General features: G+C 62.2%; 17 protein-coding genes. 15 read left to right on the top strand and 2 right to left on the bottom strand.

Annotated elements, in window-relative coordinates:
- Positions 1-43 precede the first annotated feature (43 nt).
- The 15 genes from VGD45_RS06805 (at position 44) to VGD45_RS06735 (ending at position 11,847) form a co-directional block, all read left to right on the top strand.
- Complete coding sequence (locus VGD45_RS06805) at positions 44-262, top strand: hypothetical protein (protein WP_331154521.1); 219 nt, start codon at positions 44-46, stop codon at positions 260-262.
- 13 nt (positions 263-275) lie between these two features.
- Positions 276-761 (top strand): tetratricopeptide repeat protein, encoded by a 486-nt coding sequence (locus VGD45_RS06800; protein WP_331154520.1) that lies wholly within the window; start codon positions 276-278, stop codon positions 759-761.
- A 36-nt stretch (positions 762-797) separates the two neighbouring features.
- On the top strand, positions 798-1,190 hold the full coding sequence (locus VGD45_RS06795) for a hypothetical protein (RefSeq protein ID WP_331154519.1): 393 nt from the start codon (positions 798-800) through the stop codon (positions 1,188-1,190).
- Positions 1,187-2,050, top strand: a complete 864-nt coding sequence (gene sctJ, locus VGD45_RS06790) for a type III secretion system inner membrane ring lipoprotein SctJ (protein WP_331154518.1) — start codon at positions 1,187-1,189, stop codon at positions 2,048-2,050. The genes VGD45_RS06795 and sctJ overlap by 4 nt, the downstream gene beginning before the upstream one ends.
- Positions 2,040-2,765, top strand: coding sequence for a SctK family type III secretion system sorting platform protein (locus tag VGD45_RS06785; RefSeq protein ID WP_331154517.1), 726 nt, complete (start codon positions 2,040-2,042; stop codon positions 2,763-2,765). The genes sctJ and VGD45_RS06785 overlap by 11 nt, the downstream gene beginning before the upstream one ends.
- The gene (gene sctL, locus VGD45_RS06780; RefSeq protein ID WP_331154516.1) at positions 2,762-3,409 is read left to right on the top strand and encodes a type III secretion system stator protein SctL; all 648 of its coding nucleotides are present in this window, start codon (positions 2,762-2,764) and stop codon (positions 3,407-3,409) included. Before VGD45_RS06785 ends, sctL begins: the two co-directional genes overlap by 4 nt.
- A gap of 3 nt (positions 3,410-3,412) precedes the next feature.
- A complete protein-coding gene (locus VGD45_RS06775) occupies positions 3,413-4,744 on the top strand; it encodes a FliI/YscN family ATPase (RefSeq protein WP_331154515.1) in 1,332 nt (443 codons plus the stop codon).
- Entirely contained in the window at positions 4,744-5,268 is a 525-nt protein-coding gene (locus VGD45_RS06770; protein WP_331154514.1) for a hypothetical protein, read from the top strand. Before VGD45_RS06775 ends, VGD45_RS06770 begins: the two co-directional genes overlap by 1 nt.
- A gap of 140 nt (positions 5,269-5,408) precedes the next feature.
- Complete coding sequence (locus VGD45_RS06765; RefSeq protein ID WP_331154513.1) at positions 5,409-5,981, top strand: hypothetical protein; 573 nt, start codon at positions 5,409-5,411, stop codon at positions 5,979-5,981.
- Complete coding sequence (sctQ, locus tag VGD45_RS06760) at positions 5,965-7,053, top strand: type III secretion system cytoplasmic ring protein SctQ (protein ID WP_331154512.1); 1,089 nt, start codon at positions 5,965-5,967, stop codon at positions 7,051-7,053. The genes VGD45_RS06765 and sctQ overlap by 17 nt, the downstream gene beginning before the upstream one ends.
- On the top strand, positions 7,050-7,703 hold the full coding sequence (sctR, locus tag VGD45_RS06755) for a type III secretion system export apparatus subunit SctR (protein ID WP_331154511.1): 654 nt from the start codon (positions 7,050-7,052) through the stop codon (positions 7,701-7,703). The genes sctQ and sctR overlap by 4 nt, the downstream gene beginning before the upstream one ends.
- A 7-nt stretch (positions 7,704-7,710) precedes the next feature.
- Positions 7,711-7,977 (top strand): type III secretion system export apparatus subunit SctS, encoded by a 267-nt coding sequence (gene sctS, locus VGD45_RS06750; protein WP_331154510.1) that lies wholly within the window; start codon positions 7,711-7,713, stop codon positions 7,975-7,977.
- A gap of 2 nt (positions 7,978-7,979) precedes the next feature.
- A complete protein-coding gene (gene sctT / locus VGD45_RS06745) occupies positions 7,980-8,771 on the top strand; it encodes a type III secretion system export apparatus subunit SctT (RefSeq protein ID WP_331154509.1) in 792 nt (263 codons plus the stop codon).
- Positions 8,768-9,832, top strand: a complete 1,065-nt coding sequence (locus VGD45_RS06740; protein ID WP_331154508.1) for an EscU/YscU/HrcU family type III secretion system export apparatus switch protein — start codon at positions 8,768-8,770, stop codon at positions 9,830-9,832. Before sctT ends, VGD45_RS06740 begins: the two co-directional genes overlap by 4 nt.
- Positions 9,833-9,861: 29 nt before the next feature.
- On the top strand, positions 9,862-11,847 hold the full coding sequence (locus VGD45_RS06735) for a flagellar biosynthesis protein FlhA (RefSeq protein ID WP_331154507.1): 1,986 nt from the start codon (positions 9,862-9,864) through the stop codon (positions 11,845-11,847).
- Positions 11,848-11,861: 14 nt separating this feature from the next.
- On the opposite strand, the gene VGD45_RS06730 is transcribed toward VGD45_RS06735, so the two are convergent.
- Both VGD45_RS06730 and VGD45_RS06725 read right to left on the bottom strand, forming a co-directional pair.
- Positions 11,862-12,035, bottom strand: coding sequence for a hypothetical protein (locus VGD45_RS06730; RefSeq protein WP_331154506.1), 174 nt, complete (start codon positions 12,033-12,035; stop codon positions 11,862-11,864).
- 29 nt (positions 12,036-12,064) lie between these two features.
- Entirely contained in the window at positions 12,065-12,283 is a 219-nt protein-coding gene (locus tag VGD45_RS06725) for a hypothetical protein (protein ID WP_331154505.1), read from the bottom strand.
- Positions 12,284-12,773 lie beyond the last annotated feature (490 nt).

Below are 12,773 nucleotides of genomic sequence, written 5' to 3'. Positions count from 1 at the left end.
TGCCCATTGTCCATTGCCCAGCCCACGATATGAGGAGACGACGATGACCATCGCCCTGAACGGATTGGTGAATACGGTAGGCGGCGCCGAGAACGCTGCATCCACCGCGGTGAACGGCCTGGGCGCCAACTCCACGGCGGCCGAGCTGACGCAGGCCAGCCTGCGCATGAATCAGTATCAGATCGTCGCGACGGCCGTGTCGGCGATCATCAAGAGCGACTCCGAGGCCAAGTCGGCCCCGGCCCGCGCCATCTCGCGCTAAGAGGAGAGCCCTCATGTCGCAGCAAGGCGTCACGAGCATCAGCCTTCCCCCACGGCGAATCAAAGCCCCGGATCCGCTGCTGCTCGAGCGCCTTGCTGAGACAGGGTTTCTGGCCACCGAATTCGGCATGCACGAGCGCGCCGAAGAGATTTTCACGTGCCTGCGTCAGCTGCGGCCGGGCAAGCCCTCGCCGATCATCGCGCTGGCGATGGTGCATGCACGGCGTGGCCTGATCGATCAGGCGATCGAGGAGCTCAACGCGTTGCTCGAAAGCCAGCCCGATTGTGAAATTGCCCGCGCGGTGCTCGGCACGATGCTGGTCCACGCGCGCCGCCCAGGGGCGCTGGAACTGTTCGAGAAAATTATTGCCGACGGCACCGACGCCGGCGCTATCAGCATTGCGAACTGTTGTGTCGAGCTCGCCCGCAAGCAAGAAGGACCGCCGGAGGGCGTTGCGAGCTCATTCGCTTTTTTCCGGCACTACAACGTCGGCCCGTGACGGGCTTGGTTCAGTCATGACAACGGAGATTCCCGCGTGAGCACGACCGTCGTTCTGCCCGAGTTGGCGTTTACCCCGCAAAGCTCGCAAAACCCCGTCAGCCGTGCGCCGAGCTCGCCTGACTCGGTGGCGCGGTTCGAGCAGCTCATGTTCGCACCGAACAACGCGACGTCCGCGAACTCGGCCACCTTGAACGCCGTGAACGGCGTCGGCAACAACCGATTGCAGCTTCATTTGGAGCGGCTCTCGGAACGTTGGGAAGCGAGCCAGGCGGCGCTGAACCGTTTCGCGGATCGCAAGGACGTGACCACGAAGGATCTCGTCGTCACGCAGATGCAAATGATCAACTGCGCGCTGGATGTCGAAGTGTCCTCGAAATGCGCTTCAATCTTCGAGAACGGCGTCCAGACGCTGACTCAGCGTGCATGAGTCTCCTGAATGACGCCGTGACGACCCGACAGTCCGCTCGCCACGCCTGGCGGGCGGCAGTATTGCTTTCGATATTGGCGCTCGCCGGCTGCAAGCAGGCGATCTACTCGCAGCTCACCGAAGCGGAAGCGAACGATGTGCTCCTGACACTGATCCGGGGCGGCATCGAAGCGGAAAAGCGAGTGACGGACGACAAACAGTTCAGCGTCTACGTGCGAGACGCGGACGTTGCAACGGCCATCGAGCTGCTGCGCGCCGACGCTCAGCCCGCTCAACGCTTTTCGAGTCTCGGCGAGGTCTTCGAGCGCAACGGGCTCATCTCCTCGCCCACCGAAGAGCGCATGCGCTACATCCACGGCTTACAGCAAGAGCTATCGCATACGCTGTCCGAGATCGATGGCGTGGTGGTCGCACGTGTCCACATCGTCGTACCCGCTCAGGACGCGCTCGATACGACGGTCAAACCCTCCTCCGCATCGGTCTTTATCAAACATCGCCCCGATCTGAACATGCAACTGCTCGTGCCGGCCGTGAAGGATATGGTCGTGCGAAGCATCGAAGGGCTCGGACCGGACAATGTCGCGGTCAGCCTTTTCCCTGCTCGGGCCACAGTGACGACCGGCACGCAGATTCCGCTGACCAAGTTTTTTGGAGCCACGGTTGCGTCGTCGAGCACGACCATTTTGTGGATTCTGCTCGCCATTCCCTGGCTGCTCGTGGCTGCGATGCTGGTGATGCTGTTGCATGCACCTTCGGTTGGATCTGGGGTCGCCCGTCTGCTCTCACGTGGGAAATCTGCGCGCGGCACGCGAGATTCGGATCCCCCGTCGTTGAGCAGGGAGGATCGTCGTGCCGCCTGACCCTGCGAGCGCCACCGGCCAGAACAGCGAAGCGTTATCGGCGGCGATCACGACGTTCAATCTTTTTCCAGCCCAGTATTTGCACCACAGCTGGCGAGACGCGTTGACGGCTCGTATCGGCCCGATCGAGCCGGCCCTGGAATCGCAGCCGTTCTGGATCCGCGAGTTGTCGACGGCGATTCTGCGCGAACGGCAGCTCGACGATCAGTTCGATTTTGACTTCTCCGATCGAGCCAAACGATTGGCGCTGCTCGATGGACCGACGTTGCATCGATTGTGTCTCGCAATCGCTGGCCTGCTCGTGCGTCAGCATTTGCGGCTGCTGGTGAGTCGTGACGACGCGAGCCTGATTCAGCGAAGTCTCGGTCAGGACATTCACAAACTGGTGCTCGAATGGCGTGGGCCGATGCCGGTCCCCGCATCGCCGCCATTGTGGCCCGCGGATTGGCGCTCACGCTTCGTCGATAGCAATGCTTGGGCGCGCCTGGGTGTCGCGACCCTCTATTCAGCGTTGCCGCCAGAAACTCAAGCGTTGCATGGCCGCTTGCGGCTGAAATTCCCGATGGGATGGTCGCACGATAACTTTTCCATCGGTTCCGCACTCAACCATCGACAGCTGAATGCGGATGTGATCTTGACGATCCTGCCGCTCCTCGCGCCCGACTGGTCCTGGTTGTTCGCCGAGAACGTTGCCACGACGGAGGTCGCCGCGTGACCGCCCTGCTCTCGATCGATCGCGCCTCTCTCATGGCCGGGCGCGGATGCGTGGTCAAGGCCGACGAGTTCACGACGCTGGTCGAGGCACGCGAAACTTTGCGACTCGCTCGTCGTGCGGCCGAGGAACTGCGTGCGAATCTCGAATCTGAAATCGAACAGGCGCGTCGCCGCGGATACGAGGCCGGATTGCGTGAGGCGCGTGCTGAACTCTCCGCGCAGATAGCAGAAACCAAGGCTCAGCTCGAGCACTCGTTCGTGTCGCTCGAAGGTCGCATCGTGCAGACCGTTCTCAAGGCGGTTCAACAGATCCTGGCGAATACCAACGACCGTACGCTGCTGGAACCGTTGATCAGGCGGGTTCTGGCGCAAGCAAACAGCGACACGCCGCTGCGATTACGGGTCAGCGCCGAACAGTTCGATGCGGCGAACGAGGCAGTCTCGTCGCTGCTGAAAGAGTTTCCGCAGGTCGAGTGGATCGACGTTGCGAAAGACCCGAACGCGTCGCGCGGCACCTGCGTGCTCGAAAGCGAGTTCGGGGTGATTGATGGCAGCATCGATACTCAGCTCGCTGCTTTACGCCGCGGCCTGCTCAATGCGTTCGTCGGCAAGCGGCTCGCCAGCGATTTGCGGTCCGAGGGTTGAGTCATGCGCATCCGGCAACAGCGCCCTCACTATCTCGCCGCCGCGCTCGATGAAGCGCTGGTCGATGTCGCTCCGGTCGAATCTCGCGGCCGGGTGCTCGAAGCGGTCGGAACGCTGATCAAAGCGACGGGTGTGCAGGCTCGTATCGGGGATTTGTGCGAGCTGCGCGCCAGCGACTTGTCGTGGCGCATGTTTGCTGAGGTCGTCGGCGTGCAACGGCAAGCGATCCTACTGATGCCGTTCGGCGAGCTCGAGGGCATTTCCGTCCAGACCGAAGTGGTCCACTGCGGACGGGCGCCGACGATTCGCGTGGGCGACGGACTGCTCGGTCGGGTCGTAGACGGATTCGGTCAGCCCATCGATGGTTTGGGTCCGTTGAAGAACGCGCAGGATTTTCCGGTTCACAACCGTCCGCCGAATCCGCTCGACCGCAAGCGCATTCAACGTTCGTTGCAGACGGGTGTGCGAGCGATCGATGCGGTGCTGACCTGCGGTGAAGGTCAACGCACCGGCGTGTTTGCGCCTGCCGGCGCAGGCAAGAGCACTTTGCTCGCGATGATCGCGCAAGGCACGGCGGCCGATGTCACGGTGGTCGGGCTCATCGGTGAGCGCGGCCGCGAGGTGCGGGAGTTCATTGACAATGTGCTTCCGCCCGGCCGCGCTGCGAACACTGTCGTCGTCGCGGCGACGTCGGATCGCCCGGCGGGCGAGCGCGTGAAGGCCGCGAACGTGGCAACGGCGATTGCTGAATACTTTCGGCAGCAGAATCGGTCGGTGCTACTGCTCATCGATTCAGTGACGCGCTATGCGCGGGCGTTGCGTGAGATCGGTTTGGCTGCGGGCGAGCCGCCAACGCGGCGGGGATACCCTCCTTCTGTTTTCTCGGCGTTGCCGACGTTGGTGGAGCGTGCCGGGCAGAGTGCGTACGGCGCGATCACCGCGTTTTACACCGTGCTCGTCGATGACGAAGAGGGAGATCCGATCGGCGAAGAGCTGCGTGCGCTGCTCGATGGTCACATTGTGCTGTCCCGTGAGTTGGCGGCGGCCGATCACTACCCCGCCATTGACATCGCTGCGAGCCGCAGTCGAGTCATGAGTCACGTGACCACTTCTGAACATCGCAAGGCGGCGGCGGAGTTGCGCGAGCTTTTGGCCAAGCATGCGGACATTCAAGTGCTGCTGCAGATCGGCGAGTACAAGGCCGGGTCGGACGCCGTGGCGGACAAGGCGATCCGCTGCAAGCCGAATATCACCAAGCTGTTACGGCAGCAGATCGGCGAGCGTGCATCCCTGCATGAAACAGTTGCGCTGTTGCGGCGAGTTGCGGAGTCCTGATGCGGTCTAACGATATCGTCACGCTGGAGCATCTGCATCGCGTTCGCGCCTCTCGGCTCGGCGGCCTTGAGCGCGATCTGCAGGCGAAGCTCGCCGTGCTTCGCGTTATCGAAGATGAAGCAGACGCCTGTCGCGCGGAGCTCGCTCAGGTGCGGCGACAGCGTGACGCTTGGGAAAGCGAGTGGCAAACGTGGTTGAGCACGCATGGCGTGTTGAGTCGCGGTGAGGACTACAACCGTTATCACGTCGTCCTCATCGCCTGGGAACGCGACGTTCGCGAACAGCTCGCCGAGATCGAAGCCCGCCTGCGTGTGGCCGCCGAGGAGGTTGCATTGGCACGGTCTATTGTTCGTAAAGCGCAAGTGAGGCTCGAAGCGCTCGGCGAAAAGCTCGAACGTTCCAAGCTGTCGCTCGTACACGCGAAGTCCCAGCGTCATCACCGCGAAGCCGAAGAGCTCGCTGTCATCGCCGCTCGCCAGGTTCGCGCCGCCTGGTCCACCGAAGTTGTGAGCGCCGGCGTATGATCGAAACGCGCCCCGTCCAATCCGCTCAGCCCTCGACGGACGCAAACGCGCACGCGCCCGATCGGCGTCAGTTGCGGGCAGACACCATAGATCGATTTAGCCAAGCATTGAGCGGTTGCGCCTCCGCCGTCCTCGATCCAATGAATTCGCCTGCTTCCGAGCGTGGCGATCCAAACGCCCCGAATCCTGCGCATCAACGTCCGCATGCAACGGCGGTCGATGCTGAGCATCGCAACCTGAATGTGGGGACGCTTGCCGGTGCCGAGCGCGGCGAAGCTGATACCTCATCGGCTTCCGAGGGTGGCGAGCGTCGCGATGTGAATTCCTCGGCGTCGGCGATACCAGCGACGGTCGGCTCTCTGTATTACTCGTTGCCTATTCCTCACACGACGCAGGATCTTCCGACGGCGGCGGGCAACAGTGAGGCGGCTCGCCTGATCGAGCAGGCCACGAGCGTTCTGATGGAACGCGCGTCTCGGGCCGATGCGAGTCGTTTCATCGTGTCCCTCGACCACGCCATCGTGGGCGGCGCCTCCGCCGAGTTCATCCGCGACGGCGCATTTCTTCGCGTACGTCTGCTCGCTCGAAACGATGCGGCCTATCGAAGCATGTGGACGAATCGAGTCGAGCTGGAAGAACGGCTCGCGGCAAGCACCGGCCTGGTAACGCGCGTCGAAATCTCAGAGGGCTACGGCAATGGCCGCTCAGCCTGAGCTTCTCGATCATATGGCCACCGATGCCTCCCCTCTGTTGCTCGAGGCGATCGACCCAGCGGTGCTGCCAGCGATCCAGCGCCTGATGCAACGTCACGGCCCCTCCGCGATACAAATGCGAGGTCAGGAGCTCCGCTTCTCCTGGGCCAACGTGCAACTCAGCGATCTCACGCTGGCCGTCACCCTCATCAGCGGCACTCACACCCTGCAGATCGAGCTCGAAAACCTCGGCGCAATCGACCCTCTATTGATAGGCGAGCCGTTCGACCTGCTCCCGCCAGCCCTCCGCGGTCTGGTCGTTCGCAAGGCAGTCGCATCGTTACTATCGAACGCACCGCGCGCCCTCGCCGAATCTCTGCAAGTCACAGACGTACGCTGGCAACCGCAAACAGCGCAAGACTGGCCCATCAAGCTCGGCTTCCGCCTCCAACGCGGAGGCGACGGCTGCGTAACTCACGGTCAGCTCTTAACGCGCTCCGCCGCCACACTGGCATGGCTCGACGAACAACTGCCAGCTCACTCGGCCCCACGAGCAAGCCTGCAGGCGTTACCGATTCCTCTCCGTCTCGTCCTCGGACGAAGCGAGATAACGACGTCGACACTGCGCAAGCTCGAAATCGGCGACGTCGTCTGGATGCAATCCGCTCGCCTGACACGGGCCGGCATCAACGTCGACGGTCGCATCGGCACTCTCAGCGCCGCCGTTGGCACGGTTCGCCACCGCCAACTGCAGCTCAAAAACATTCAGGGGCTAGCCATGAAACTGCAATCACAAACGGCGGAGGCTCCGGCCAAGCCCGTCGCGACCGACAGCGACCGCACGCCACCCTCGCGCAATCTGGAAGTGCCGGTCACCTTCGACGCCGGCGAACTCACCCTGCCGCTGTCGCAGCTCGAACGTTTGCAACCCGGCGCACTGCTCGAACTCCCGCAGGACATCAGCGACTCGACCATTCAGCTCCGCGTGGGCAACAACCTCATCGCGCGAGGCGCGCTCGTGGCGATCGGCAAACGACTCGGCGTCCGCATCACTCACGTCTATCTCGAAGAAAGCGCCGCGGCGCCCGTATGACCGGCACTCCCGATCCCGTCGTCGTCCTGCTGACGCTGGCGCTGCTGTCGCTCGCGCCGCTGATCGCCATCATGGTCACGTCCTTCGCGAAGATCGTGATCGTGCTGGCGTTGGTCCGCAACGCCCTCGGCCTTCCGCAGATTCCGCCGAATCTCGTGCTCAACGGCCTCGCGCTGGTGCTATCGATCTACATCATGGCGCCGCTGGCAACGCAGATCGCCGAGCGCGCCGAGCAGGGACTCTCTAGCGGCCGCATGGAAGCCTCGAGCCTGTTTCGCATCGTTTCAGACGCACGCGAGCCACTGCGTGCATTCCTCTCCAAGCACGCGAGACCGCGCGAGCGAGATTTCTTCGTCAAGTCCGCGCAACAGCTGTGGCCCGCCGAACAGGCACAGGCGCTTCGCTCGGATGACCTGATGGTGCTGGTACCCGCCTTCACAGTGAGCGAGCTGACAGCCGCGTTCACGATCGGCTTCCTGCTCTACCTGGCGTTCGTGGTCATCGACCTGGTCGTGGCGAACGTTCTCGTCGCCCTCGGCATGATGATGTTCTCGCCCACCGTGGTGTCGGTGCCGCTCAAGCTATTGCTGTTCGTCTTGCTGGACGGCTGGTCGAAGCTCATTCACGGCCTGATCCTGACCTATCGCTGAGCGCGCCATGCCCCTCGATCAACTTGCAACCAACGTCCAGGAAGCGCTGCTGCTCGTGCTGTGGCTCTCGCTGCCCGCGGTGCTGGTGGCCGGCGTCGTCGGCTTGCTGGTCGCGTTCGCGCAGGCCATCACGCAGATCCAGGATCAAACCATCTCTTTCGGCATCAAGCTGATCGCCTCCATCGTCGCGATCGCGCTCACCTCGGCGTGGCTGGGCGGCGAGCTGCTGAACTTCGCCAATCGCATGTTCGACGCCATTCCGAACATCCGCTGACCATGGACCTGGAAAGTCAGTGGCAACAGATTCTGATGACGGTCGCGCTGCTGATGTCGCGCATGGCCGTCGCATTCAGCGTCATTCCCATTTTCCTGGGCAACAGCATCCCGGCGTTCATTCGTATCGCTTTCGTCGCCGGTCTATCGACGGCGCTGCTGCCGATGGCCTTTCAGGACGCGAGCACGGCTTCACTGCCGCTGTCCAGTCTGCTGCTTTATGTCGGCAAGGAAGCTGCGATCGGCCTGGTACTGGGCCTGGTCGCGAGCGTCGGCTTCTGGGCGCTGTACGTGGCCGGCACCATCATCGAATATCAAGCCGGCCTGTCGTTCGCGACCACCATCGACCCGATGTCGGGCCAGGAAGATTCGATGGTGGGCACGCTGTTCATGCGCTTGTTCACGGCGCTGTTCTTGATTGCTGGGGGCATGCTATCCCTGATCGGCATGCTGTTCGACAGCTATCGCATATGGCCGCTGTCGAGCCTGCATCCGCTCGCATCCAATTTCGCCGTGGTGCAGTTGCTGATGATCAGCGTGTTGAATCTGATCGTCATCGCCGTGAAAGTGGCCGCGCCCTTCGTCATGATCATGCTGCTGCTCGAAGTCGCGGTCGGATATCTCTCGCGATTCGCACCTCAGTTGAACGTGTTCTTCGTCACGCTGCCGCTCAAGGTGCTCGGCCTCGCGATTCTTCTGCTCGCCTACGGAACCATCGTCGCCGCGAACGGCGATTGGCTGCCGATGATGCGTTTCGACGCCATGCTGACGCCGTTCGAGCGAGTCACGCCATGAGCCAGCAGTCCACGCAAGCCAAGACGGAACAACCGACGATCAAGCGGTTGCGTGACTTGCGCAAGAAGGGCGATGTGCCTAAGAGCGCGGACGTGCCTGCCACCGTCGCGGTGCTTGCAGCGGTGCTGTACTTCTCGCTCGCCGGCGCTCAGTTCCTGATTGGACTGACTGCACTGCTGGAAAAGACCGCGACCGCGGATTTCCGCACGCTCGATTCTCCGGCCAGCGTGGCTGACTGGACGCGCGGTCTGTTGCTGGAAGGCTGGCATCTCATCTGGCCGCTCATCATCGTGCTGGTAGTGGCGAGCGCCCTCGCCGCCTTCATTCAGGTCGGCGGCGTCTTTTCATTCGAGGCCGTCAAACCGCAACTCTCCCGCGCCAGCCCGGTGGAGGGAATGAAACGACTGTTCTCGCGTCACAGTGTCATTGAGCTGATCAAGCTCACGATCAAGACACTGCTACTCGTCACAATCATCTGGCTGTTGAGCCGCCAGCTGATATCGACTTTGCTCCAGGCCCACTGGCTCCAGACCGCGCAGCTTTTGCCGCTGAGCACGCGGGTGTTGAGCATTCTTTCGTGGGCGGCGCTGTGCGGCTTTATTCTGATTACCATCTTCGATGTCTGGTTCCAGCGGTGGGACTATCGACGCCGCAACATGATGACCGTCGAGGAAGTCCGTCGCGAACAGCGCGAGATGGAGGGCGACCCGCAGATTCGCTCGCGGCGGCGGCAGATTCACCAGGAAGTGTCGAACGCGACCATGCTTCAGAACTTGCGTCGCGCCAACGTCGTGGTCGTCAATCCGACTCACATCGCCGTCGCGTTGTACTACGAAGCGGGCGAGACCGACCTGCCTATCGTGGTGGCGAAAGGCGAAGGCGATCTCGCGCGCGAGATCCGACGGATTGCCGAAGAAGAAGGCATTCCGGTCATGCAGAACGTCGACCTCGCCCGCCGCCTGCAAGCGACGGCGCCCGTCGATCAATACATTCCCGATGAGCTGATCGAACCCGTCGCCGAAGTGCTGCGATGGGCGCGTTCGATCGGGCGTGAGCCCTGAGCGGGACCACTCTATATGGAGCAGCGAACGTGTCCACGATAGCTAAGGAAATTCCCAGCTCGATTCCCTGGCGCGCGGCGCTACTACAAAACAATATTCTGCTGATGCTGCTGGTGGTGGCGGCGATCGGCATGATGATCCTGCCGTTGTCGCCGCTCATGCTCGATCTGCTGATCGCAATGAACCTGAGCATGTCCGTGGTGTTGCTGCTCGTCTCGCTGTACGTCAGCTCCCCGCTTGGACTATCGACCTTCCCGTCGCTGCTGTTGTTCACGACGTTGTTCCGCCTCGCTCTGAACATCGCGTCGACACGGCAGATCCTCATGCATGCCGATGCGGGCGACATCATTTTCACCTTCGGCAACCTGGTCGTGGGCGGCGACATCATCGTCGGCGTGGTGGTGTTCCTGATCATTGCCATCGTGCAATTCGTCGTGATCGCCAAGGGCGCCGAGCGCGTGGCGGAAGTCGGCGCGCGCTTCACACTGGACGCGATGCCCGGCAAGCAGATGAGCATCGACGCGGATCTGCGCGCCGGCCTCATCGACAAGGATGAAGCGCGTCAACGCCGCAGCCGATTGGAACGCGAAAGTCATCTGTACGGCGCGATGGACGGCGCGATGAAGTTCGTCAAAGGCGACGCGATTGCCGCGCTCATCATCGCGGCTGTGAACATTCTCGCGGGTCTTGCGATCGGCACGCTGCGTAAGGGCATGGATCTCGACCATGCGTTGCAGACCTACGCGGTGCTGACCGTGGGCGACGCGCTCGTCTCGCAGATTCCTTCTCTGCTCGTGTCGATTTCGGCGGGTATCCTGATTACACGCGTCGCCGATCCGAGTAAGGCCAACACGCCCGGGCTTGGCGATGAGATCGCGGAACAATTGAAGGTACATCCCCGCGCGCTGCTGATCGGCAGCGTGGTGATCTTTGCGCTCATGCTGATTCCTGGCTTTCCCAAGCTACCGTTCCTGGTGCTGGCGGGCCTGGTGGGCGCTGCCGGATTCACGCTGTTGCCGCATCGGCGACGTTACAAACAAGCTGGCGATCGACCGATGCCGGTCATGCGGCGCGAGGGGAGCGAGCTGGTCAGACCTTGGCTCGATTCGACCGATCGTTTGCTCGCGGTGCCGCTGTCCGTCGAGGTGTTTCCGACGATAGATCGCCACTTGGGGGCCGAGGCGCTGGAAATCGAGCTCAAAGTCATTCGTCGGGTGTTGGAGACGGATCTTGGCGTGCCTTTTCCGGGTATCGTCATGCGCCGCATTCCCGAGCTCGCCGACGGCGCGTATCGGATTTGTATTCACGAGATTCCAGCGGCTCAGGGCGAGCTGCGTTTCGATGGAGCCGCCGGAGCTGACGGGCCGGAAAGGGTCTTAGCCCGTCATGTGCTTCAGGTTCTTCGGCAGCACGCGGACGAGTTCATCGGCATTCAGGAAACGCAGCTGCTGCTGAAACGTCTCGCGGACGAATATCCCGACCTGGAGCGCGAGCTGCAAAGAAACATGCCCGTGCCACGCCTGACGGATGTGCTGAGACGCCTCGTTCGCGAGGATATTTCGATTCGCAACTTGCGTGAGATTGCACATGCGCTGGTCGAGTGGGCGCCTCGCGAGAAAGATACAACACTCGTTACTGAGTACGTTCGCACTAGCTTGTCCCGCTACATCTCTTATCGCTTCGCCAACACTGACGGCTCCGTGTCCGCCGTCGTTCTCCATCCCACGCTGGAAGACCGCTTACGCCAATCGCTGCGTCAGACGTCAGCCGGCACCGTGCTGATGCTCGACCCGCAGGGCCGCCGCGAAATCGTGAACAAGCTACGGAGCAGCTTTGCTGCTCATGGCACGCCGGCGGCAGGACGCGCGCCGACCGTACTGCTCACGTCGCTCGAAATTCGTCCTCACCTGCGCAAACTGATCGAGCCCGAGCTCGGGCGCATCCCGGTCCTGTCCTATCAGGAGCTGGAACCGAGCGTTCGCATCGACCCTGTCCAGTCGGTGTCGTTGAGCTGACCGGCGCCACCCAGCTACAGCGGCGGCTTCGCGTCGATGGATTTACGATCGCGCCGAAGCGATTTCAAGGAAAACGTCATGATCACCATGCCAAGAGGCGCCCAGGCCAGGACCCACAAGAGATCTCTGGAGCGCGTGCCGATGGCGACCATTGCGAGGCCTCCCACGATTCCGGCGATCTGTTTCATGCGGCGATTCATGACCTGACGCGTCGCTCTCATGGCGAGGCCGCGGGCTGTTTACGAAAGTAAAAATAGATCATCGCCACGAAGCTACCGGCGCCGAGCGCGGCGCCAGCATAGGCCAGCCACATCCAGCCAAGGTATTTCGCGCTCATCAACAGCACCGAGAGCGCCACGCAATCGGCGGCTTTCTCGACCGGCGGCCTGCTGCGCGCCCGATGTCTAATCGCCGCCAAGGTCGTCCGCAACGTCATCCCTGCGCTCCCTTCTCTCCAATCACGCGATACCGGCGCGGAAACAGCACAAACCAGGTCGCTGCAACCGGCAGCGCAAGCAGGAAAGACCTGACAGGAGACTGCAACCAAAGGTTGAGCGCACCGGGCAGGAGCAGTACCCAGCCCACCGTGCTGGCATTGATAGCGCCGTTACGAGCGTACGTAATACCGATCTCGGAAGCGCACTGCCTGCAGTTGCCCGACGGATCTCCGAACAAGCCCAGCGGAAATTTGAGCCCGCAGACGGGGCAATGGCGATTCCCTTTCACTGTAGTGCCGATCGGTCCGGTGATCCTGAGGGGCTAACGATGAGGTAACCGGCGCGGACCGGCAACGACAATGCACCATAACGTGCACCACCGCCCTCGCGCCTCGACCGATGCGCTTCACAGTTCTCATTAATTGCGTCGGTTCCGGTCACGGAACGTTGGACAGGTTCTCAAGGCGGATTCTGTAAATGCCGATACTT

The sequence above is a fragment of the Steroidobacter sp. genome (assembly GCF_036402275.1).
In the GTDB taxonomy this organism is placed as follows: Bacteria; Pseudomonadota; Gammaproteobacteria; order Steroidobacterales; family Steroidobacteraceae; genus Steroidobacter.
This window is presented reverse-complemented; position numbering and strand designations above follow the sequence as displayed.